We start from the raw sequence: 22,737 nt of genomic DNA on the forward strand, positions 1-22,737 counted from the left end.
AAGGGACAAGTGCCGCGTCTGAGGCAAAGTCCAATTCCGACTAGAGCAGTAGGCTCGCTGACTGCGCACTGTACGCTTGGACAAACTGAACGAGCCGCAAGTTCAACGAATTGGCCGTGGTCAGCAACTGGATCGGAAGCGGACTGTCGGCTTTGAGCACAGGATAGCTGAAGAGTGGACTGACCGCCCGGCCGAAGTGCCCTAGTTTAAATGCTCATAGAACGGACATTGGCCGGAACTGCCAACTTGCTGAGGATTTCATTGCAAATTGCGGGCCTTCGCACTAACCTACGCAGGCATTTGAGATTGCTATAGTAATCACCAAGGGACGCACCGCTGCTACGGTTGCGTCCCTTTTGCATTCGAGTAAGGCCTGACTGATCTCGCTAGCGTGCTTGAGGGCCGCGCGCCAGTGAGCAATGAGGACGGCCACGTTCCGGCCCAGACCCTCGACATCCGTTTCGGTAAGATAGGCAATTGGAGGAAGGCGAAACTAAAGGCCCATCGCAGAGCGATGGGTCCGGGCGGCACACCGTTATTGTCCGCTAGGGCAGGTTCAGCGCTGCGCTAGATTGAAAAGCTCCACGCTGAACCTGCCTCCGGAACCGAGTCAACCAAAACGACATTCTGGAGTCACACGAACTCGGAGAACTGAGTCAAGAGAATTGGCGTCAATACTTGTCTCCAATTGACGAAGATGCCCCTACCCCCCTCGGCTCTCAAGTCATCAGATTTTGCCACTCAGCCAATGCGGTTGAACGGGCAGTCTTACAAATTTGGCGATCGATTGGGTGACGTTGCGAGTTGAAATGGTTGTGGATGTTGGCGTGAACAGACGCGAACTTTTGTAGTGGTGTCATGCGCCGGAACCACTGCATGACACGTTCTATTCGTCGAAACGGAAGGTGGCTGTTCTCGACTCGATTGTTCTTCCGCCTCCCCTTTTCGCGCCGCTCCAAAATACCCAGTTCTTCAAGGGCAGCCGGATACTATCGAAGCCCATCAGTAACGACGCCAGCTGAGCTTCCGCGGTCCTCCAATGCCTTCTTCATGAACCTGAGAGCGGCCTTCTTGTCGCGTTCCTTGGTGACGTAGCTCTCGAGAACTTCGCTTTCTTGATCGACGGCCCGCCACAGATAGTGAGTTTTCCCGTTGATCTTCACAAACATCTCATCACGGTGCCTGCGCCATTAACGAAGGCAGCGCATCCGACTGATCCGCTGACGCTTGATGTCTGCTGCAAACAGCGATCCAAAACGGTACCACCAGAACCGCACCGTTTCATGGCAGATGTCGATCTCGCGCTCGAACATGAGGTCCTCCACGTTCCGCAAGCTCAACGAAGAGCGGACGTACATCATCACGACTAGGCGAATGACCTCAGGTGACGAGTTGAAACGGCGAAACGGACTTGGCGGTTTGGCTCTCGACTTGCGGCTCATCGCGGTCCGGTAACACAACAAATCGAAAATGCCTCGTTAGTCTGACAACACCATCCCGAATTTGTCTTTGCGTATCCAAGAGCGCGCGATCATGAAGCATTTGCCGGATCCAGAAGCGCTCGTTGCCGAAAACGAACCGGTGACTGATGAAAACGTGCGTAAAATTGCTTCTCGAAATTGCCGCGCGAACCGAATCCGCAGCCTCGTGCGATAGCCTCAACGTTATCAGCGGTTTCGATCAGTTTCGATGCAGCCGTTGCCAATCTTCGGTCGAGCACATGGGCCCAAATGCTGTTTCCGATCTCCTTGCGGAAGATACGATTCAAATTGGCCCGCGAAGACAGGCTGTGTTCGCAAACATCGGCGATTGAGAAGCGACGGGCGAGGTTCAATTCTATAAAGTTCAGCGCCCGCAGTGCTGGCGGGCTTATGGCGCCGACATGGGCTGATCTGCGATTGGGAGTTTCGCTGTACCTGCGAACCGCCAGCGATAAGAAAGAACGGAGTAACTCGTCGACATGCTGCCTCCCCACTGGAAAGCCGCTGAGCGCCTGGCTTGCGATATCGAGGCCCAGATGGGCGATTGTCGGAGCATCGTCTCCCAAGGCCAATCGCCATTGCAATTCTTCGGGCCGATCAGCGAAGATCATGGCCGCAGCCTGCTCCATCACGCGAGGCTCAAAATAGAAGCAAACTCCCTCGATCTTGCCCGCCCATTCAATCGACCATTCTGCGCCCGGTGGGTCGAATGCGACCATACCTTTGCGATAGTTGAAGGATCTTCTGTCGAGCTTGCCAGACACTTCGGTAAGCTCAATCGACCGGGTCGGGATGAAGACCTCGAACAGGTCGCGCAGGACTTTCTCGCCGCTGCCAATGCTCGTGTCGACGACAGCGATGGTAGTTGGCCATGCGCCATCGATCGTGACGATCAATGGCTGCTTTACACCGGTTGACGCCAATGCAGAACTCGTGCGCTCCAGACGCTCGACTATCGGCTCATTTGCGCCGTCCGGACTTCCTTTTCCCACCCGATGCTCCCAATTGGCTCATCAAATTGAGCGTATTTGCGTTATGTCAGCGTGTAATATGTCCGGACAAATTGCGCAATAGTGAGGGGAAGCGCTCGTGAACATCAGATTTTTAGGCAGTGTTTCCGCATTGGCAGTTCTTACAGCAGGAACAGCAATGCCCGCGATGGCGCAGGATGCTGATACAGCAGATGCAGCGAATGAAGACGACTCGCGCGTTATTATCGTCACCGCTCGAAAACGTGAAGAGACGCTTCAAGATGCGCCATTGGCCATCACGGCATTCTCGGAAGCAGAGCTTCAGGCAGCAGGCTTGGATGACATCACCGACTTTTCCAAGGCAACGCCTGGTCTTTTTGTTGAATCGTTCAATTCAGGCGTCAACAACAATGCGAGGGTCGATACGACCCCGCGTTTCCGCGGCATTTTCCTGGATAGCGGTAGTCGTCTGCAGCAGACCGCCGCTGTGTTCTTGGACGGGGTGGCCGTGTTCGGCGGTATCCAGACAATTGGTGTGAACGAGCTCCAGCGGGTTGAAGTTACCAAAGGTCCGCAATCCGCATTGTATGGTCGCAACACGTTTGCCGGTGCGATCAACTATGTGACCAAAGACCCAAGCGAGGAACTGAGGTTTGATCTCGACGCGACTGTTGCTACGCGCGACGAATATCGGATTGCTGCAGGTGTTGAGGGGGCCATAATCCCCGGCGTTCTGTCGTTTAGGCTTGCAGGCCGATATGACGATGTCGCTGGTCATTATGACAATTTTGCTGCGCCTGGCGAAAGGCTTGGTGATGAATCGCAATGGAATATCAACGGCACCTTGCTTTTCACCCCCAGTGACCGATTCCGCTTGAAAGTGCGCGGCTCTTACAGGGAACTTAATGACGGTGTTGCCGCACTGATCGGGGGCGCCTTTGGCCCAGCGACGCACAATTTCGGCGGTTTCTTGCTGGACGCCAATTGTAATCCGATCGCAGGTGCTCCAACTGTTCAGCCCAGTTCAAATACGCAATGCAGCCCGGGTGTAGCGCGGACAGGCGCGAACAATCCGCTTGGCGAAGCAGAACCGTTTTTCGGGCGCACGAATTCCATTTTCCGCGGTACGATCGACGGTGGAGATATTCCCGCAAGCGAAATCGGGATCAACACCGACTTCTCGCTGATCGAAGCATTCCGAAACAACGTAATGAACGATCCGCGCTTTGATCCGGCCACAAATGTGCTGGCGAATGGATTGACCTTCAGTCCATTTGAGAAAGACGATTTCGGCCTCGACCTCGAAGAGATTCGGTTTAGCGCAAATCTCGAATATGAATTAAGCGACGACATCACTTTCGTTGCTCTGGGTGGATACAGCGACGAGGCATTCGGCTTGTTCACCGAACTGGACCTTACCCCAGATAACTCCTTCACCACGTTCACGGGCCGAGATATTGTTGATTGGTCGGTTGAAGCGCGACTTCGCGGTACAGCGTTCGAGGACCGCCTCTCATGGTCTGTGGGGGGCAGCTATATCGATGTGGAAGTGCGGGAGCTGGGTTCGATTGCCAGCAATCTGTTCTTCCCAATCGTGTTTGGCGACGGTTTTAGATCAACGCCTTTCGTGTCTGGTGCAGAGACATGGGGTCTGTTTGGGTCGCTAGAATACGAATTGACAGACACGATCAGCGTGTCGCTTGAGGGGCGCTATCAAGAAGATACGATCATCAGCGAAACGGTCAATGAATCGGTGCCAGGGCTTTCCCCTGCGACGATCACAAACTTCCTGCCGCGCGCCACTGTGCGCTGGGAACCTTCAGCTGACACCACGTTCTACGTGACGTACAGCCAAGGCAACTTGCCGGGTGGGTTCAATCCTGAAGTGGCAGAGCTCGACGATGCTGCTCTTCAGGATGTTCTTTCCCGGTCACCCACGGCGTCATCAGTATTTGGCGAAGAAAAACTCGAAAACTACGAGTTTGGCTGGAAGCAGGCGTTCGATGGAGGCGATGGCTTTATCAACCTCGCCGCATTCTACATGAAACGCTCTGATGAGATTTTCGTCGCACTTGAGACCGCGCCGGATAACCGACCCGGTGCAGCAAACCCTCGCCGCACGGTTACTTTCTCAGGCAATGGTGCCACCACGGACATCCTCGGCATTGAGATCGATGCGAGTTGGCGAGTTTCGGACGCGTTCACAATCGGCGGCTCATTCGCATACATCGATTCCGAAATTACTTCTTTCCCCGAGGCGGGCGGTACAGACAGGTTTGGATTGGTCTTCGGCCCTAACGAAAGCCCCGTTGGCCAACAGGCGCCAGAATTTCCGCCACTTAGCTTCTCTTTCAACTCAACCTTGGAGCAACCGCTTAGCCTTGGTCCCTTTGACACGTGGTATCTTCGACAAGACATGTTCTATACTGGCAAGTACTACACCAGCAATGCGAACCTGACAGAGGTTGAGCAGGCCATCGACCTGAACCTGCGTACTGGAGTTAAGAGTGCGAACACGACTATCGAAGTTTTCGTAACCAATTTGCTCGAAGAAGACGCGCCTGTCTCTGTCCAGACCTTCGCAGATACGAGCTTTGATGTTCGAACAGCTCCAGGTGGCTTTTTTAACTTCAACGCGATTGGCAATCGTATTGGTCTGAGAGATCGTCGACAGTTTGGATTGCGCTTGCTCCAATCTTTTTGACCTCTGCCGCAATGAGCTTCTCATCCGACAGCAACCGGCCAGCTAAGTGCTCGCAGGCAGGTTGCATCTGATGAGGGTCTCTCAAACCAACATAACGCGCAGGCACGTTCTAGCCGCGTCTACAGGAGTCTTCGTGGCAATCACAGGATGCACAGGATCGCCTACAACCAAAGGTCTAGTTCAAACAAAAGACGGCGGTGGCCAGATCTTTGTTCTGGTCCATGGTGCCTGGCACGGTGGATGGTGCTGGGAATATGTAAAAGAGGCGCTTGAGGGAGAAGGGCACCGCGTATTCGCACCGACCCTCACCGGTCTAGCCGAGCGCAGCCATCTCCTCGATGCGTCGGTTGGCCTTGATACGCATGTCCAAGACATCATCTCGCTTATTGAGAGCGAAGATTTAAACGACATAGTGTTGGTCGGCCATTCTTATGGCGGGATGGTCATAACCGGTGTCGCCGATCGGCTGAAGCATCGCATCAATCACATTGTCTATCTTGATGCGGGCACGCCGAATGACAGCGGGCAGAGCTTTTTGGACTATGGACCGGACTCTAATCCGGAGAGCGTTGCAGTGGCTCTGGAACAATTACGCGCGCTTGCACCCGACGGGATTGCAATGTTGCCATTGCCGCCCATTGCGTTTGGCATCCCGCCAGAGAATGCCGAAGCCACCGCATGGGTGGAGGGGAACCTAACACCGCATCCCCTCAAAACTTGGACTGATCCGCTCACATTGGAAAATGGCGGCTCTACAGGCCTCGCAAGAACATTCATTTTGTGCACCTCGCCACCGCTCGAGAATTCCAGCATTGGAGCAGCTGCCCGGTTAATCCGAGAGGATCCCAGCTGGCATTACATGGAATTAGAAACGGGCCATGATGCTATGATACTTGCGCCCGAAGAGATCGCAGGCATTCTCGTAAATGTGGGCAGCTAAACCACTTGGCGAAAGCCCCACTGAATACCGAAAAGCGATCGGCTTTTCCCTCGGGCTCCCCGAATTCGCCCAATGACGAAATCGCGTTTTCGGATCATTGCCTCAGACCTGCGAAAGGCGATTACGGCTGGTAAGCTGAAACCGGGCTCCAAGCTCCCGACTGAGAGCCAATTGTGTGAACAGTATGATGTTAGCCGCGGCACGTTGCGCAGTGCGCTCGCGATCCTGAGATCTGAAGGACTTATTGATCCAAGGCAGGGCGCCGGTACGACGGTGAGCTCCATAGTCAAGCGCAAGGGGAAGATGCGCCAACCTACTGGCAGCTACGATGATATTCTTGCCTATGCGACCGGTCGACAAAGGTCGTTTCAAATCTTGCCACCGCAGCAATTGCCCGAAGACATCCAGCAGTTGGCCGGGATCAAGTCGACATCGAAGTGGATTGCACTTTCCGGTCAAAATGTTTCGGATGATCGATCGACCCTGGTCGAGGCGACTATCGCCTGGATCCCAAGACAGCACAGCAAGAATGTCGATAAGCTCGATTTGGCGAGCGACACATTGTTTCGGCAAATTGCTGATTTGGAAGGATTCAAAACTGCCAATATCACTCAATTCATACAATCGGTGCAGCCAGAACTCTGCCCTGCAAACATCCTTTCTCAAAAGCCAACTAATCCGGTTCTTCGCGTCGTTCGCTGCTGTAGAAACGAGATCGACGAAGTTTTCGAAATCTCCGCAAATTACCACTATGATATGCGGTTCTCGTTCACGACAAACTTCGAAATCTTGTCAGGGAAACCGTCTTGAACAAGTAAATTGGAGGCATGACACGAAACAGTCACAAGGAAGGGCCGAGTATACCTTCAATCCTAACGTCTGTGTTTGGGTCATGAGCCGAATGTCCGCCACTAGTCGGTTGGCTGCTGTCAGTCTCAATGCAACTAGTCTCTGATTGGCGCAGGCATCCCTTACCCGATGTCAGTTCAAGCCATAAGGTTTTGCCACTCAACCAAGGCGGCTGAGCGGGCGGCTTTGTAAGTTTGTCTATCGATTAGATGGCGTTGGACGTTGAAATGGTTGTGGACGTTGGCGCAAACTGAGGCGAACTTTTGTAGCGACTTCATCTGCCGAATTCTAAGCATAGCTCTTTCTCGTTGTCGGAAAGTCAGTTGGCTGTTTTCCACCCTGTTGTTGGCCCAGCGTGCCACTTCCTGCTTCTCAGTGTTACCGAGTTTTCGCATCGCAGCTTTGTGAGAATTCAAGCCATCGGTGGTGATTGCATTGGGCGTACCGAGCCGCTTCAGCGCTTTCCTCATGAAGCGCAAGGCCGCCTTCTTATCACGCGCCTTGGTGACGTAGCTTTCTGGGATCTCGCCTTCCTGATCCGCCGCACGCCAAAGGTAGTGCAGCTCTCCGCCAATTCTAACATTGACCTCGTCGAGGTGCCACTTCCAATGCCTAAAACCCCGCATCCGGCTGACCCGCTGGCGCTGAACATCTGCTGCGAACATCGGGCCGAACCTGATCCGCCACTGCCAGACCGTCTCATGGCAGATGTCGATCCCACGCTCGGCCAGCAGATCCTCGAAGTTCCGCAGCGAGAGTGGAAAGCGGACATACATCATCACGACCAAGCGGATTATCTCAGGCGAACAGTTGAAGCGTTTAGGCGGTGTGCGGCGTCTGGGCATCAAACGGTCCCATTCAAGCCACCTCATTCCGCAACAGGTACAATTAGTCTGACAACGCCCTCTCGGGCACAAGCTGCAATTAGAATTCCCGACTTCTGGGATTGCTGATTGTGTCCCACCGTGTGTCACAGCTGTGACTCAGGCGGGAGCAGACACTAAGAATTTTCGGATTTCCGCGGTTATTCGCAAGATTTGGCGGAGAGACAGGGATTCGAACCCTGGGTACCCGTAAGGGCACAGTAGTTTTCGAGACTACCCCGTTCGACCACTCCGGCATCTCTCCTAACCGAGGTCTTCACTGCTCTGCACAGTCATGCGCAGGGCCGATTAAGAAGCGCGGCGGTTAGCGCGTCCGCGCAATCTTGCCAAGACCTCAAATGCTCTGAAAAGTGGGTATATCTTGGACAGCAATCGCCAAGATGCTTGTTTTGCGCGCATAACGGGCCATATTTCTGCAGTATGGACCGTGCAGAATTCTTTTCAACACAGGCGGGGCGAACGCTGAACGCCCCCAGGCAAACTCGCACGCATTTTGGTATTGGCGATGTGGTTCGTCACCGAATGTTCGATTTTCGCGGCGTGGTGTTTGATATCGATCCTGTCTTTGCCAACTCGGAAGACTGGTATCAATCGATCCCAGAAGATATCCGTCCCCCGCGCGATCAGCCATTTTATCACCTTCTCGCTGAGAACGAAGATGAAAGCTATGTCGCTTATGTCAGCCAAGGAAACTTGCTCTCTGACGCAGAAGGCGGACCTGTCGATCATCCAACGGTTCCGCAATTGTTTGAGCGGTTCAAGGATGGCCGTTACAGAATGCGGCGCGCGCTGACGCACTAGGCTCACTATTTCGTGCTCGCCAAACCGCAAGCTCACTCCTACCTGCCGCGGCGACATTCGATAACCAAACGCTAACGGCTTGCTGCGTAATATGATTGCGCATGCAGTTTCGAAATCATCATGGCCATGGAAATCTGCGCCATAGGCTAGACCTTGCGCTTTCCCGTGAGCTGGAAGATGGCGAGCAAGTTGTCTGGCGCGGGATGCAATTGGCCCGGATCGAGGCCAAGCTGTTCAGCATATATTTTTTTGCAGTTCCGTGGACTGCATTTGCGCTTTTCTGGACGGCGATGGCCTTTGCCGGCGTCTCTAGCATAAATGATGGATCGGGCATCGGATTGCTGTCCTACGCATTCCCTTTGTTTGGTGTGCCGTTCATTGCGGTCGGGATCGGAATGCTGTCTGTCCCATTCCTACCTTTTTGGCAGGGCGGCAAAGTCCTCTATGTCGTCACGACCAGACGGGTCTTGAAATTGCAGCTTGGCAGGAAATTATCAGTTCAGTCAGTCCCGCGCGATCGGATTGGCCAGAGCGAACGCAGCGAGCGCCCCGATGGCACTGGTACGCTCAGATTGCCGATTGCGATCGGGCTCGACAGCGATGGCGACCGCACCATTGAACATTTCAATTTGGGCACCGTGTCTGACATTATGGGCGCGCACCGTGCGTTAAGCCAATTGCCGCCGAGCTATTCGTACACGCATTCAGCTCTTCAATCTCCAGCCTGATCGAAGCACCGCATACACTCCAAAGGCGATAACAAGATTGAACACGCCAATCCCAATTGCCGCAATCCAAACGGCGGTATCGCTGCCAATGTCGCTTTGCCCCAAAAAGCCATAGCGAAAGCCCGAAATGACGTAAAAGAACGGGTTGGCCCGGCTGATGGCCTGGAAAGCGGGCGCCAGATTGTCGAGCACGTAGAACGTCCCCGAGAGCAAAGATAAGGGCGCAATGACAAAATTGGTGATCGCGGCATTGTGATCGAATTTCTCTGCCCACACCGATGTCGCAAGCCCAAGCAGCGCAAGCATCATAGCGCCCATCAGGCCGAACCAGAGGACCGCCCAGACATGCGCAACGCCAAGGTCAACGCCCGGCCACAGCGCCATGGCGAGCGCAACCGTGCAGCCCACCGCAATTGCGCGTGTTATCGCGGCCAGGACTATCCCTGCCATCAGCTCACCCGGTGACAGCGGCGGCATTAACAAATCGATGATCGTGCCCTGAATCTTTCCCGACAGCAGCGAAAAGGAGGAATTGGCAAACGCATTTTGCATCATACCCATTACAATCAGCCCCGGCGCGACAAAGCTTGCGAAGGAAACATCCAGCACTTCGCGCCCGCCTCGCCCCAAAGCGACAGTGAAAATCACCAAAAACAGCAAGGTTGTGACCGCAGGAGCCCAAATCGTTTGCGTCTGCACCTTGAGAAACCGCCGCACCTCCTTCATATAGAGGGCAAGGACACCAACACGATTGATGCCTGTTATCACCGGTTCACCGCGCGGAGGGAAGCTGGCGAGAGGGGACAATGTGCTGCTGTCAGGATTGCGCTCTGGATCGGTCAGAGAATTGGGTGAGACTTGATCGGCCATAGCCGCTCGCCTAGTGCTTTGCAGGAACAGAGGCAAGCGAGCAAAACTTGCACCTGCACTCTCAGGCGCACCGGATACGGCCACGCGCCGAAAACAAGGATTGATGAGGCTTTATGAGTTGGACTGATGAGCGCATCGCGACGCTCCAGAAGATGTGGGAAGGTGGCTCAACTGCCAGCCAGATCGCTGAGGAACTGGGCGGCGTCAGCCGCAATGCTGTGATTGGCAAAGCGCACCGCTTGGGGCTGAAATCGCGCCCCTCCCCGGTCAAGGCAAGCGACAAAAAGAAGGCAGCCAAGAAGACTGCGAAGCCGGCCAGCACCGGCAAAAAGGCGCCAAGCCCGCCCAATGCTGGCAAGGCAGCTGCGAAACCCGCAGCGCCTGCCAAACCGGCCGCGGCCAGTGGCAAGGCGGCAGAGCCTGCCAAGCCAGCCTATGATGGCCCGTCCCAGCCGCTTCCCAACCCTTCTTCTGATTTGCCCAAGATCGTCTCGGTTGGCCCCGGCGGCTTCCTGCGGCAAGGGCCCGGCGATCAGCAACCGCCGATCCCGCCTGCGCCGCCGCGCCGCTTGGTCCCGGCCAAGCCCAGCCCCGAAATCGCGGACAAGACCAGCCTGCTCGATCTGTCGGACAAGGTCTGCCGTTGGCCCATGGGCCACCCTGGTGAACCCGATTTCCACTTTTGCGGAACGCCGGTGAATCCCGGCTTTCCCTATTGCGTTGAACATTGCGGCAGAGCCTATCAGGCACAATTGCCCCGCGGCGCGCGCCGTCCCCCTCCCCCGCTGCCATTTGGCGGGCCAAGGGTCCGGTAACTTTTGCTTGCTATGTCTTTCCCTCGTCACTCAGATCAAACGCTATAATCGTTTTACGAGGGAAAGATGAGCGAACCGAGCGCTGAAAACGGCTTTGATAGGTTAGATCGTAAGATCGGCACTATGTGGTCACGGTTTTGGGGTTTAATCCTCGCCGGTGCAGCCGCGTTGCTCACCTATACGGCCGTTACCGAAGAGACCTTTTCGGTGGCTGGATCGTGGCCTATGCTGTTGATCGCAGGCGGTTTGGCTTTGTGGGCGCTGGCTTGCTTTCGTTCAAAAGAAAGCATGCTCAGCCTGCTTTCCGACGTTAGCTCGAACAAGAAGCCCTGAACCGGTGAGCCATCCCTAACGGGATATTCTGCGTGACTTGGGCCGTTGCCTTTGCCCGGTTCCGTGCGCTCGCGAGACAGTCTTGCGCTTGCTTGACGCCCCTTTGATCGCGATTACACGGTATCCTGGAACACCCCCGCTTTGATGTCTTGCCGCTGTATTGGCGAATGGACGATCAATTGAATGCAAACAAAGGAACGCGCCTATGGCCATCACATTGTATGACGCTCTTGTCCCCAGCTACCGCCAGATCCTTGGCGGGGTGCGCGCCCAGATTGACAAGGCTGAACAATTCGCTGCCGATCAGGGCATGCCTGCAAGCGAGCTGATCGAAGCAAAGCTGGCCGATGATATGTGGCCGCTGCCGTACCATGTACGATCGTGCTGGGTGCATTCCAAACTGGCGCTGGAGCTGGCGCCGACGGGCGAATTTACCCCCGACTTCACCGATTTGCCGCAGAATTGGGACGCGATGCGCGCGATGATTGACGATGCGCTTGCCGGAATATCTGCCGTTTCGTCTGATGACTTGGAAGCATCCGCGCAAAACCCAACCGCGTTTATCCTGGGCGGCAAGACCCTGATGCAATTCACCATGCAGGATTTCCTGCTGAGCTTTTCGCAGCCCAATTTCTATTTTCATGCCACAACTTTTTACGACATCCTGCGCATGAAAGGGCTACCGCTGACCAAACGCGATTATCTGTTTGCACCGCGTGTTATTGGGAGCTGATATGTTCTTTTCGAAGTCCGCCATTGCTGTATCCACCACTGTCTTGGCGTTAGGCCTGCCAAGCGCTGCGCTGGCCGATGTGCCCGATCCTGTGCGCGCAATGATTGATGCCGCGGTTGCGACAGGCGATGCTGATAAGGTCGCCGCCGTGGTCGAAATTGCCAAATCAACCAATCCCGATGACACCGCCGAAATTGACGCTTTGGTGGCCGATTTCACCGCGCAGCAGGCCGAAATTGCCGCTGCCGAAGCCGCCGCAGAAAAAGAAGCCATCCGCAATGCTGGCATCTTCGACAATTGGTCAGGTCAGGGCCAATTGGGCGCGTTCCGATCAACCGGCAATGCGTCAAACACTGGCGTAACCGCAGGTCTTTCGCTTGAACGCGTGGGTATCAAATGGCGGCACAAGCTGACGGGTCTCGTGGATTACCAGGAAAGCGGCGGCGTGACGACGCGCGAACAATTCCTTGCTGCTTATGAGGCCAATTACGACATTTCTGATCGCTTGTTCGCCTATGGCCTTGGTCAGTGGGAACGCGACACGTTTCAAGGCTTTTCAGCGCGCTATTCAGTGTCCGGCGGTCTGGGTTACCGGGTGATCGATAACGACAATATGCAGCTTTCACTCAAAGCAGGCCCGGCCTATCGCCGCACCGAATTTGTGAATGGCACCAGCGATAACGCATTGGCCGGGCTTGCGGCGCTCGATTTTGACTGGAAAATCTCGGACAATCTGACGCTAACGGAAGATGCCGCCGCATTTATCCAGTCGGGCAACAGCACCTATACCAGCACCACCGGGATCACTGCGGCGCTGGGCGGCGGGCTGTCTGCGAGCGCATCCTACACGATTGAGCATGACACCAATCCGCCGCTTGGCGCGGTGCAAACCGATACGCTCAGCCGGATCACTTTGATCTACGATTTCTGATCCAGCGCCGATTTGCGCTCCTCTAACGGTCCTTTTTGGCAAACCAGATCGTGTGGCGCGGCCCTTTGTTTCCGGGCCGCGCGCGCACTTCGCGTGCCTCCACCATCAGGCCGGTTTCTTTCAAACGCCGCGTAAATTGCGGATCGGGCGCGGCTGACCAAATCGCTAGAATGCCGCCCGGCGCCAGCGCATCGCGCGCTTTGGCAAGGCCCGTGCGCGAATAGAGCCGATCATTCGCGCCGCGCACCACGCCGTCAGGGCCATTGTCCACATCGAGCAGAATGGCATCGTACCCCTCGCCTGCACGGGAACCGGCCCCGGCCCGCTCAATCAGGCCTGCGACATCGCACAGTTCCACTATGCCGCGCGGATCATTCAGCGTGTCGCCGGTCAGCTCAGCCAGCGGTCCTTTGGCCCAATCCAGAATTTCGGGCACGATTTCGGCCACCACCGCGCGCCCGCGTTCGGGCAATCGGCGCAGGGCCTCGCGGTAAGTAAAGCCCATTCCGTACCCGCCAATCAGGATATGCGGTGCAGGCGCATCCAATTGTTCCAAGGTAAGCTTTGCCAATTGCTCCTCGGAATACCGCATCCGTGTGCCCATCAGTTCATCGCGGCCCAGCATGATGATGAAATCACGGCCATGGCTGACAAGCGTCAGAATATCGCCGCCGGGGATTTGCGCTGTTGCCAAAGTCTCTCGGGGGAGCATGGTGTTCTCCAAACTGTTTGTGCAAGCATTCTATACAAGCAAAAGGCCGCTCAGGATTACTCCCAAGCGGCCTTTTCATAAAAGGGCGACTACGCTCAGTCTTTGAGGAAGTCGGGCATGGATGCCGGGCCGTCACCGCCCCCGCCGCCATTGTCGCCGCCGCCATCACGGCCGCCGCCGCCACCGCGCGGACCGCGACCACCGCCACGGCCACCACGGCGATCACCGCCGCGCCCGCCGCCGCCGCCGCCGCGCGGTTTGTTTTCGCGCGGTGGGCGGGTGTCCTCGAGCTCTTCACCGGTTTCCTGATCAACAACGCGCATCGACAGGCGAACTTTGCCGCGGTTGTCGATCTCGAGCACTTTGACTTTCACTTCCTGACCTTCGGAAACAACATCAGTGGGCTTTTCAACCCGCTCGTTCTTCATTTCCGAAACGTGGACCAGACCGTCTTTGCCGCCCATGAAGTTCACGAAAGCGCCAAAATCGACAATGTTGACGACTTTGCCGTTGTAGATTTTGCCAACCTCGGCTTCTTCCACAATGCCTTCGATCCACTTTTTGGCCGCTTCGATCTCATCAGCGTTTGAAGAGCTGATCTTGATCGTGCCTTCATCGTCAATGTCGACTTTCGCACCGGTTTCCGCGACGATTTCGCGAATAACCTTGCCGCCTGTGCCGATTATGTCGCGGATCTTGGATTTGTCGATCTGCATGGTCTCGATACGCGGCGCATGCTTGGAAACTTCACCGCGCGAGCTGCTAAGCGCTTCGGTCATTTTGCCCAAAATGTGCGCGCGGCCAGCTTTCGCCTGCTCAAGCGCCTGAGTCATGATTTCCTGCGTGATGCCGGCAACCTTGATGTCCATTTGCAGCGAAGTGATGCCTTCTTCGGAGCCTGCGACTTTAAAGTCCATGTCGCCCAAGTGATCTTCATCACCCAGAATGTCAGACAGAACGGTAAAGTCATCGCCTTCAAGGATAAGGCCCATAGCAATACCCGACACCGGACGCTTCAGCGGGACGCCTGCATCCATCATCGAAAGGCTACCGCCGCACACTGTCGCCATTGAGGACGAGCCGTTGCTTTCGGTGATGTCTGACAAGACGCGGATGGTGTACGGGAAGTCCTCAACCGTCGGCAGCACCGGGTGAAGCGCGCGATAGGCAAGCTTACCATGACCGGTTTCGCGGCGGCTGGTAAAGCCAAAGCGGCCCACTTCGCCGACCGAATAGGGCGGGAAGTTATAGTGCAGCATAAAGTTGTTATACGACAGCCCTTCGAGCCCGTCGATCATCTGCTCTGCGTCTTTGGTGCCAAGCGTGGTGGTGCAGATCGCCTGCGTCTCACCGCGCGTAAACAGCGCCGAACCGTGAGTGCGCGGCAGCAGGCCGACCATGGCCTCAATCGGGCGCACTTCGTCGGTTTTGCGGCCATCAATGCGCTGACCATCCTTGAGGATCGCCTTGCGCACAATATCGCTTTCCAGCTTTTTGACGAGCTTTAGGCGGCCCATATATTCCGCCGGATCGCTTTCTGCGAGGTCAGCGTAATGCTCCCGCGCTTTCTCGCGCGCAGCGTTCACTGCATCCTGACGGGCAGATTTGTCAGTGATTTTGTAGGCAGCGGCCAGATCATCACCGATAACTCCGCGCAGCTCTTCAAGAGCAGCGGTCTTGTCTTCCACCGGATCGAGCGTCCACGGATCTTTCGCAGCCTGTTCAGCCAGATCGATGATCGCGCCGATAACCTTGCGGCTTTCTTCGTGAGCGAACATGACCGCGCCGAGCATTTGCTCTTCGGTCAGCTCTTTTGCCTCGGATTCCACCATCATCACAGCGTCTTGCGTCGCTGCAACAACCAGATCGAGATTGCCCTCATCACCCAGCGCATCTGCAACTGTTGGGTTGAGGACATACTCGCCCTCATTATTGAAGCCGACGCGCGCAGCGCCGATGGGGCCCATGAACGGCAGGCCGGAAATGGTGAGCGCAGCAGAAGCTGCGATCATCGCAACGATATCGGGCTCGGTCTCGCCATCATAGGATAGAACCTGGCAAATTACGTTGATTTCGTTGTAGAAACCTTCGGGAAACAGCGGGCGGCACGGACGGTCGATCAAACGCGATGTCAGCGTTTCTTTTTCGGTCGCGCGGCCTTCGCGCTTGAAGAAGCCGCCCGGAATGCGTCCTGCGGCTGAGAATTTTTCTTGATAATGCACGGTGAGCGGGAAGAAATCCTGGCCCTCTTTCACCGATTTGGCAGCGGTTACTGCGCACAGCACCACGGTCTCGCCATAAGTGGCCAAAACAGCGCCGTCTGCCTGACGGGCAATCTGACCTGTTTCGAGGGTGAGGGTTTTGCCGCCCCACTCCAGCGATACGGTTTTCTTATCGAACATGTATTTTCCTTTTGAACCCGCCCGGCCTGATTGCACGCGCGGGGCCTGTCTTGTCTGGTCGCATCGCGGGCGCAGAAACCGGAAACCCACTTTCTGCTGCGATACTTCCAGTACCGGGTGTACCGTCCCGGTCCGGTCTGGGGCTGTTGAAACGATGCCCCAAGGCCAGGCCGCCGAATTGCGTGCCTTTGCCTGATGGGATCGCGGTGTAGCGAGATTGCTCACACCCCGATAGCAAAAGCGGCCCGATCAAGGGGCCGCTTCCACAGTTTGCTTATTTGCGCAGACCCAGTTTCTGGATCAGTGCGTTGTACCGCTCAACATCCTTGTTCTTAAGGTATGCAAGCAGATTGCGACGTTTGTTGACCATCATCAGAAGGCCGCGGCGCGAATGGTTGTCTTTGTGGTTGCCTTTGAAGTGTTCGGTGAGGTTGCGGATACGCTCTGTAAGGATCGCGACCTGAACTTCCGGCGAACCGGTATCGCCGTCTTGTTGGGCGTGTTCTTTGATAATTTCTTGTTTGCGCTCGGGCGAAACGGACATAATTTCTCTTTCTACTCAGCGACATCGGGAAGGTTGAACCCCCTGACGACCTTGGCCGTCCCATCCATCAGCTCAACCAGCGCAATCGGACGATTGTCCAGCATCGCACAATAGAGCCCGGAAGATTGGGGCATTTCAGACAAGACCCGGCCCTGTTGGACCGCCTGCGCGTCTGTCTGATTGAGGGAAAGGGCCGGGATGTCGTCCAGCCCCGCCTCTAACGGCAGAAGGAGGTCAGTAACCCGCGCCCCATTAGCAATTTCGTTGAGCTTGTCCAGCGAAATCGCTTGGGTTTCGGTGAATGGCCCTGCCTTTGTGCGCCTTAGATAAGTGACATGGCCGCAAGTTCCAAGAGCGCGGGCGATATCGCGGGCAAGGCTGCGGATATAAGTGCCTTTGGATACGTGGGCGGTGAGGGTCACACGATCCTCCCCAGCATGGGGAGGGGGACCAGACGCAGTCTGGTGGAGGGGCAGGTCGCATCCATCCGAAGGTTCCCCTCCACCCCGAGCTTCGCTCGCGGTCCCCCTCCCCGTATCGGGGAGGATCGTGAGAGCGAATATCTCGACTGCACGCCTCTTCAGCTCCACCTGCTCCCCTGCCCGCGCCAAGTCATAGGCCCGCTTGCCATCCACTTTGAGCGCCGAAAACGCAGGCGGCACCTGCTCAATTGGTCCTGTGAATTGAGGCAAGACCGCCTCCACCTCTGCCAAGCTGGGTCGCACATCTGAGCGCTTCACAACCTCGCCTTCAGTATCGAGCGTGTCGGTCTCCTCGCCAAACCGGACCGTAAACTCGTAAATCTTCGAGGCATCCAGCATCCGCCCGGCAAGTTTGGTCGCCTCTCCCAGAGCTATCGGCAAAACCCCTTCGGCCAACGGATCAAGCGTCCCGCCATGGCCCACTTTGGTCTTGGCATAGCCGCCTTGGCGCAGATTGCGTTTGACCGCCGCGACGCCCTGGGTTGAACCAAGCCCGCGCGGCTTATCGAGGATTAGCCAGCCATGGGGGGGCGATTTCTTGTTCTCGCTCACAGCCTTATCCTGCTGCGCTCGCATCACCGGACAATGCCCGGCTGAAATGTCTGCGGCACAAAGCGACATAGCGGTCATTTCCGCCGATTTCGGTCTGCTCCCCTTCGGCCACCGCACGGCCAGCGTCGTCGACGCGCAAATTCATCGTCGCCTTGCGTCCGCAATGGCACACCGCTTTCAGCTCAACCAAAGCATCCGCAATGCCCAGCAGAACGGCAGAACCGGGAAACAGTGCGCCCTGAAAATCGGTGCGCAGTCCATAGCACAGCACCGGAATGCCGCTTTCATCCGCCAGCTTTGCCAATTGCCATACCTGCGCCTCAGACAAGAATTGCGCTTCATCAAGCAGCACACAATCCAGCGCCTGTTCGCTGTGCGCGGCGGCAATGCGCGCGCCAAGATCGGTGTCTGCCCTATATGTGTGTGCGTCCGCCTTAAGCCCGATGCGGCTGCTCACCTTTGCACCCGATCGCGTGTCGATCTGCGCTGTCCACACCATGGTGCGCATACCGCGTTCCCGGTAATTGAAATCCGCCTGCAACAACGAAGAGGATTTGCCCGCATTCATGCTGGCATAGTAGAAATAGAGTTTCGCCATGACGCCTGCCTAACCGCCCCGCCCTTGCCGCGCCAGAAGCAGATGCGCATTAATCCCCCTGACAGGCGGCCTGCGCAATGCTAGCCAACGCGCTTTCGAACTTCAGACGGGGATCAAGTTTATGGCATCGGCCGCACCAGACGCGACAAACGCGCAAGGTATGACAGGCATTTTGGGGTGGGTTGAACGATCCGGCAATAAACTGCCCGATCCGGTGTTTCTGTTCTTTTACCTGATTATCGCGCTCGTTCTGATTTCGGTTTTGTGCGCGATGCTGGGCGTGTCCGCTCTCCACCCCACCAGCCTGGATGAAACCACCGGCACCGCCGAAGTTATCACTGCGGTCAGCCTGTTATCGCCTGAAAACATTCAAAGGCTCTGGGTCGAAATGCCCAAGACCTTCACCCATTTCCACCCGCTGGGCTATGTTCTGGTGGTGATGCTGGGCGCAGGCGTGGCGGAGCGTTCGGGCTTTTTCGCCGCTGGCATGGCGAGCGCGGTTAAATCCGCGCCGACATCGTTGCTGACCCCTGTTGTTGCGCTTGTGGCGATGATTGGCAATCACGCAGCCGATGCAGGCTATGTGGTGCTTATCCCGCTGGCAGGCATTCTGTTTGCCGCTGCGGGCCGTCATCCGATGGCAGGCATCGCGGCGGCTTTTGCCGGGGTTTCTGGCGGATTTTCGGCCAATATCTCGCCGGGTCAGCTGGATGCGCTGCTGTTCGGCATTACCGAAGAAGCCGTCGCGGCCTCTGCGCTGGATCCGGCATGGACGGCCAATCTGGCCGGAAACTGGTATTTCATCGCGGCGATGACATTCCTGTATCTGCCGATCATCTGGTATGTGACAGACAAAGTGATCGAACCCAAACTGGGCGCATGGACGGGCGGCGCATCTGCTGGCGGTGATGACACAGACCCGTCTACACAGGACGCCGCCCTAGCCGGCAAAGGCCTGCGCGCTGCGGGACTGGCGGCGCTGGTGGTTGTGGGGCTGTGGGTGTTCATGGTCTTTGGCCCTGGCACGCCGCTTGTGAACGAGGCGGCTTGCGAAGGGATTGATCCGGCCGATTGTTCGATCCATGCGCAGCTTCGCCCGCTGTACCAATCGCTGGTTGCGGCATTCTTCCTGCTCTTCCTGCTAACCGGCTGGGCTTATGGCCGCGCAACCGGCTCGATCAAAAACCACCGGGATCTGGTCGCGATGATGGCCGAAAGCATGAAGGATATGGGCTATTACCTCGTCCTCGCTTTTGCCGCGGCGCATTTTGTCGCGATGTTCAGTTGGTCAAATCTTGGCCTTATCACAGCGGTTCACGGGGCAGGTGCGATTGAGTCGACCGGATTGCCGCTGCCTTTGGTGCTGGGATTGATGGTGCTGTTTTCGGGTTTTCTGAACCTGTTCGTCGGCTCTGCTTCTGCCAAATGGGCACTGCTTGCCCCTATCCTTGTGCCGATGCTGATGCTGCTGGGGATCAGCCCCGAAGGCGCAACGGCGGCTTACCGGGTGGGCGACAGCGCGACCAATATCATCACCCCGCTAATGGTGTATTTCCCGCTGATCCTGGTGTTTGCGCGCCGCTGGCAGCCTGATTTTGGCCTCGGGTCGCTTACCGCAATGATGATCCCCTATTCGATCTGGCTGCTGATTTCGGGCACTGTGCTGATTGTGCTGTGGTTCTATCTCGGCATTCCATTGGGACCTGATGCGCCTGTCGGATATGCGCTGCCGGGCTCTGCGGGGTGAAACTTATCGCGGGGCTGGCACGTATTCCTGTTAAAGGACTTGTGACTATGCCCCCGATGCGCCTCATGCTGTTTGCCCTGCTTGCACCCTTTGCGCTGCTCGCCAACAGCTCTGCGCCGCGCACATATACGCTCGATCCCAGCGCGAGCGCGGTTTCAGCCAAAGTCCCCTTTTTTGGCCTTTCGAGCAAAACCGCGCGTTTCCCCAAGATGTCAGGCCGAGTCACCATCGTACCGGGCGCACCTGAGCGCGCGCGGGTCAGTGTCACCTTCGACGCGACCGCATTGGAAGCGCCTGATAAAACCACGCTGGACCGGCTACGCGGTCAGAAATTCTTCTGGGTTGAGAAATATCCGGCCATCCGGTTTGTCGGAAAATCGCTCACACTCTCATCGCCGACCAAAGGTACGGTGACCGGCGAATTGACCGCGCGCGGAGTGACCAAAACTCAGACCCTTGCGGTGACATTTGACCGCGATCCGGCCCGCGCGGCCAAGGGGCAGGCGGTGAGCTTTACCGGCACGATGACAATCGACCGGCGCGATTACGGGATGACAGCGTATCAGTTGATCGTTGGCAAAAAGGTCAAGATCACCTTGAAAGCGCGAATGACGCCGAACTGACAATCGCGCGCTTTGGCGGCGTTGGGAGAGGCTACTATAAACCCTCGCCCCGCCTGTCATGATGAGGCATTGGCTTGCAAAAGGCGCACTGCAAGTGTCAGCCAGTCTCGTCCCCATCCAAATCGCGCGCCACTTTGGGATCATTCAGCAGCTCTTCGATGCGGTCCGCTTCGGCAAAGCTTTCATCCTTGCGGAAGGTAAGCTTTGGCGCGAATTTCAGGCCCAGACGTTTGGCGGTTTCGCGCTGAAGAAACGCGGTGTTCTGGCGTAAAGCGTTCACCACATCATCCTCCCCGATGCCGAGTAGCGGTTTCACATAAGCGGTCGCATTGCGCAGATCGGGCGTCATGCGCACTTCTGTCACGGCGATATTGGACGCGCTCACGACGTCATCATGCACTTCCTGCCGCGCGAGCAATTCTGACAGAATATGCCGCACTCTCTCGCCCACTTTCAAGACGCGGACCGATTGCTGCTCAGCGGTGAATTCTTGGCGTGGCATCTTTTATGTGTCCATCTTTGAAAGAATATTCTTCAGCGAATTCATATTGCGCGCGGTCCCTTTGCATTTGAGCCGGCGCTCCAAAACCTTGTTCGACAGATCCGATACGCCGACCCCGTGCACGTAATCAAGAAACAGCACGCGGTCACCCAGAGCAAGCCGCTCGCTCCCCTTGCTGCGGTGTTCTTCGATCAGAGCGTCCACTGCGCTTTGTTCTGGTTGCTGGCTCAGGAAGATGGAGTGGACCATCTTGTCACTGCCATGGCCAGGGCCGGTGCCATGAAACGGGTTTTCTTCAATCGCCGCCTCAACCTCTTCGCGGCTGCGCACCATTACGCAGGATTTGAAGCCGAAGGAGGACGCGATCAGATCTTCCAATTGGAGCTCGATCAAAGAGGGATCATTGGCGCTGTCAAAGATGACATTGCCGCTCGCCGCCACTGTGGTCACATCGCCAAATCCTGCATTGGCAAAAGCCGCCTTTACATCGACCATTTTGACGCGGTTGCCGCCAATATTGATACTGCCGAGAAGCGCGAGGAAACGCTGCATCATCCCATGCCCGTCTCATCAGGTGATGGCCGCATCGTCGGGATTGCGGTTGAGGTTGCGCGGGCCAAGACCTGGCCCTCTTCGCTTTGCAATTCCGCTTCGAGAAAGATCACTCGCCGCCCGCCACGCACCACCCGGCCCTTGCCGATAATGGTAGCGCCGCGCGGGATAAGCCCCAGCAATTGCATGGAAATTTCAAGATTAAGCGGCGCCTGCTCCCCGCCCGTCGCCGCGACATAAGCATAGCCCATCACATCATCGAGGTAGCCTGCAACCAATCCGCCCTGAACCCCGCCGCGCCACGTGGTCATCTGATCCTTGACCGTAAAGCGCATGGTAGCTGTGGCCGTCTCCTCTTCGAACGACACAAATTCTGCGCCGAGCGTATCGGAATGCGGGGAGCCCATGACGCTATCAATAGCGAGGCCGGGAAAGCCGTTTTTATCGTCGCTCATGTGGCATCTTCTGGAACAGGGGTGGGCAAAGCCGTGGAAGTCGCGCGCGCGAGCATTTTGCCGCTGACTTCGTCATATAATTCACCTTCGAGGAAAGCGACGCGCCGCCCTGTCTTTACCACGCGCCCTTTGGCGATGATCGGGGAAAGCGGGACCATGGCAAGGAAAGTCAGGTTCATATCGAGATTGAGCGGCAGCTTCATGCCATCCTCATGCCCCTCGCTAGAAGCGAGCAAAGCACCGCCCATCACTTCATCGAGGAACCCTGCGATTAGTCCGCCCTGCACCGCGCCGCGCGGAGAGGCGAAGCTGGCCGGCGGGGTGAACCGGGTGGTGAGTTCGCATTTACCTGCATCGAAAGCGACAAATTCGCTGCCCATAAGCTCAGCAGAGGGTGAACGTTGGCCTTCCCAGAATTTGGTCATTCAAAACCCCTTTACCCCCCTATTTGCGGGAAAGGCAGCAATACTTAGCTCGCATAAGCGGGCCCAATCGCTGGCAAAAGGGGCCTTTCAGCCCATTCTCACT

23 protein-coding genes, 1 tRNA gene and 1 pseudogene are annotated in these 22,737 nt (G+C 56.5%); 11 read left to right on the top strand and 14 right to left on the bottom strand.

The annotated features are described in order from the left end of the window. Positions 1-719: 719 nt before the first annotated feature. Both AC0V6W_RS04395 and AC0V6W_RS04400 read right to left on the bottom strand, forming a co-directional pair. Positions 720-1,442: pseudogene (locus AC0V6W_RS04395) on the bottom strand (IS6 family transposase). An 89-nt stretch (positions 1,443-1,531) separates the two neighbouring features. Next, positions 1,532-2,473 (bottom strand): helix-turn-helix domain-containing protein, encoded by a 942-nt coding sequence (locus tag AC0V6W_RS04400; protein WP_486147533.1) that lies wholly within the window; start codon positions 2,471-2,473, stop codon positions 1,532-1,534. Positions 2,474-2,570: 97 nt separating this feature from the next. On the opposite strand from AC0V6W_RS04400, the gene AC0V6W_RS04405 reads away from it, so the two are divergent. The 3 genes from AC0V6W_RS04405 (at position 2,571) to AC0V6W_RS04415 (ending at position 6,906) form a co-directional block, all read left to right on the top strand. Beyond that, positions 2,571-5,156 carry a TonB-dependent receptor gene (locus AC0V6W_RS04405; protein ID WP_486147535.1) on the top strand — a complete coding sequence of 862 codons (2,586 nt, stop codon included), beginning with the start codon at positions 2,571-2,573 and terminating at the stop codon, positions 5,154-5,156. Between the two features lie 133 nt (positions 5,157-5,289). Beyond that, a complete protein-coding gene (locus AC0V6W_RS04410; RefSeq protein ID WP_486147537.1) occupies positions 5,290-6,096 on the top strand; it encodes an alpha/beta hydrolase in 807 nt (268 codons plus the stop codon). A 72-nt stretch (positions 6,097-6,168) separates the two neighbouring features. Beyond that, complete coding sequence (locus AC0V6W_RS04415; RefSeq protein ID WP_486147539.1) at positions 6,169-6,906, top strand: GntR family transcriptional regulator; 738 nt, start codon at positions 6,169-6,171, stop codon at positions 6,904-6,906. A gap of 176 nt (positions 6,907-7,082) precedes the next feature. Here the strand turns inward: AC0V6W_RS04415 and AC0V6W_RS04420 are convergent, their stop codons facing one another. Next, positions 7,083-7,790 (bottom strand): IS6 family transposase, encoded by a 708-nt coding sequence (locus tag AC0V6W_RS04420; protein ID WP_486147541.1) that lies wholly within the window; start codon positions 7,788-7,790, stop codon positions 7,083-7,085. A 193-nt stretch (positions 7,791-7,983) separates the two neighbouring features. After that, positions 7,984-8,073 (bottom strand) — tRNA-Ser (locus AC0V6W_RS04425). Positions 8,074-8,249: 176 nt separating this feature from the next. Here AC0V6W_RS04425 and hspQ point away from each other — a divergent pair. Then, on the top strand, positions 8,250-8,630 hold the full coding sequence (hspQ, locus tag AC0V6W_RS04430; protein WP_486147543.1) for a heat shock protein HspQ: 381 nt from the start codon (positions 8,250-8,252) through the stop codon (positions 8,628-8,630). A gap of 101 nt (positions 8,631-8,731) precedes the next feature. Then, on the top strand, positions 8,732-9,358 hold the full coding sequence (locus AC0V6W_RS04435) for a hypothetical protein (RefSeq protein ID WP_486147545.1): 627 nt from the start codon (positions 8,732-8,734) through the stop codon (positions 9,356-9,358). On the opposite strand, the gene AC0V6W_RS04440 is transcribed toward AC0V6W_RS04435, so the two are convergent. Then, positions 9,335-10,228, bottom strand: coding sequence for an ABC transporter permease (locus AC0V6W_RS04440; RefSeq protein ID WP_486147547.1), 894 nt, complete (start codon positions 10,226-10,228; stop codon positions 9,335-9,337). The genes AC0V6W_RS04435 and AC0V6W_RS04440 overlap by 24 nt on opposite strands. A gap of 113 nt (positions 10,229-10,341) precedes the next feature. Here AC0V6W_RS04440 and AC0V6W_RS04445 point away from each other — a divergent pair, with 113 nt between their 5' ends. From AC0V6W_RS04445 to AC0V6W_RS04460, 4 genes are all read left to right on the top strand, one after another. Further along, complete coding sequence (locus AC0V6W_RS04445) at positions 10,342-11,043, top strand: GcrA family cell cycle regulator (protein ID WP_486147549.1); 702 nt, start codon at positions 10,342-10,344, stop codon at positions 11,041-11,043. Positions 11,044-11,109: 66 nt separating this feature from the next. Further along, positions 11,110-11,376, top strand: coding sequence for a hypothetical protein (locus AC0V6W_RS04450; RefSeq protein ID WP_486147551.1), 267 nt, complete (start codon positions 11,110-11,112; stop codon positions 11,374-11,376). 205 nt (positions 11,377-11,581) lie between these two features. Further along, positions 11,582-12,109 carry a DUF1993 domain-containing protein gene (locus AC0V6W_RS04455; protein ID WP_486147553.1) on the top strand — a complete coding sequence of 176 codons (528 nt, stop codon included), beginning with the start codon at positions 11,582-11,584 and terminating at the stop codon, positions 12,107-12,109. Between the two features lies 1 nt (position 12,110). Then, the gene (locus tag AC0V6W_RS04460) at positions 12,111-13,040 is read left to right on the top strand and encodes a DUF481 domain-containing protein (RefSeq protein WP_486147555.1); all 930 of its coding nucleotides are present in this window, start codon (positions 12,111-12,113) and stop codon (positions 13,038-13,040) included. A gap of 22 nt (positions 13,041-13,062) precedes the next feature. Here AC0V6W_RS04460 and AC0V6W_RS04465 read toward each other — a convergent pair whose 3' ends face one another. The 5 genes from AC0V6W_RS04465 to AC0V6W_RS04485 all read right to left on the bottom strand — a co-directional run bounded on the left by AC0V6W_RS04465 (position 13,063) and on the right by AC0V6W_RS04485 (position 18,330). Beyond that, a complete protein-coding gene (locus tag AC0V6W_RS04465) occupies positions 13,063-13,752 on the bottom strand; it encodes a spermidine synthase family protein (RefSeq protein WP_486147557.1) in 690 nt (229 codons plus the stop codon). 95 nt (positions 13,753-13,847) lie between these two features. Then, the gene (gene pnp / locus AC0V6W_RS04470) at positions 13,848-16,154 is read right to left on the bottom strand and encodes a polyribonucleotide nucleotidyltransferase (protein ID WP_486147558.1); all 2,307 of its coding nucleotides are present in this window, start codon (positions 16,152-16,154) and stop codon (positions 13,848-13,850) included. A gap of 274 nt (positions 16,155-16,428) precedes the next feature. Continuing rightward, positions 16,429-16,698 carry a 30S ribosomal protein S15 gene (rpsO, locus tag AC0V6W_RS04475; RefSeq protein ID WP_486147560.1) on the bottom strand — a complete coding sequence of 90 codons (270 nt, stop codon included), beginning with the start codon at positions 16,696-16,698 and terminating at the stop codon, positions 16,429-16,431. Positions 16,699-16,709: 11 nt separating this feature from the next. Continuing rightward, positions 16,710-17,756, bottom strand: coding sequence for a tRNA pseudouridine(55) synthase TruB (truB, locus tag AC0V6W_RS04480; protein WP_486147562.1), 1,047 nt, complete (start codon positions 17,754-17,756; stop codon positions 16,710-16,712). After that, entirely contained in the window at positions 17,737-18,330 is a 594-nt protein-coding gene (locus AC0V6W_RS04485; protein ID WP_486147564.1) for a thymidine kinase, read from the bottom strand. Before AC0V6W_RS04485 ends, truB begins: the two co-directional genes overlap by 20 nt. 121 nt (positions 18,331-18,451) lie before the next feature. Here AC0V6W_RS04485 and AC0V6W_RS04490 point away from each other — a divergent pair, with 121 nt between their 5' ends. Both AC0V6W_RS04490 and AC0V6W_RS04495 read left to right on the top strand, forming a co-directional pair. Then, the gene (locus AC0V6W_RS04490) at positions 18,452-20,077 is read left to right on the top strand and encodes an AbgT family transporter (RefSeq protein WP_486147566.1); all 1,626 of its coding nucleotides are present in this window, start codon (positions 18,452-18,454) and stop codon (positions 20,075-20,077) included. Between the two features lie 47 nt (positions 20,078-20,124). After that, positions 20,125-20,700 (top strand): YceI family protein, encoded by a 576-nt coding sequence (locus tag AC0V6W_RS04495; protein ID WP_486147568.1) that lies wholly within the window; start codon positions 20,125-20,127, stop codon positions 20,698-20,700. 97 nt (positions 20,701-20,797) lie between these two features. On the opposite strand, the gene rbfA is transcribed toward AC0V6W_RS04495, so the two are convergent. Genes rbfA through AC0V6W_RS04515 form a run of 4 tightly spaced genes read right to left on the bottom strand, consistent with a single transcriptional unit; the run spans position 20,798 to position 22,634 of the window. Further along, a complete protein-coding gene (gene rbfA, locus AC0V6W_RS04500; RefSeq protein WP_486147570.1) occupies positions 20,798-21,202 on the bottom strand; it encodes a 30S ribosome-binding factor RbfA in 405 nt (134 codons plus the stop codon). Positions 21,203-21,205: 3 nt separating this feature from the next. Beyond that, the gene (locus tag AC0V6W_RS04505; RefSeq protein ID WP_486147572.1) at positions 21,206-21,757 is read right to left on the bottom strand and encodes a DUF1697 domain-containing protein; all 552 of its coding nucleotides are present in this window, start codon (positions 21,755-21,757) and stop codon (positions 21,206-21,208) included. Then, positions 21,754-22,209: a PaaI family thioesterase gene (locus tag AC0V6W_RS04510; RefSeq protein WP_486147574.1), complete on the bottom strand. Its 456-nt coding sequence runs from the start codon at positions 22,207-22,209 to the stop codon at positions 21,754-21,756. Before AC0V6W_RS04510 ends, AC0V6W_RS04505 begins: the two co-directional genes overlap by 4 nt. Next, positions 22,206-22,634: a PaaI family thioesterase gene (locus AC0V6W_RS04515; protein WP_486147576.1), complete on the bottom strand. Its 429-nt coding sequence runs from the start codon at positions 22,632-22,634 to the stop codon at positions 22,206-22,208. The genes AC0V6W_RS04510 and AC0V6W_RS04515 overlap by 4 nt, the downstream gene beginning before the upstream one ends. Positions 22,635-22,737: the final 103 nt, after the last annotated feature.

Source organism: Erythrobacter sp. JB1-7, assembly GCF_057365015.1.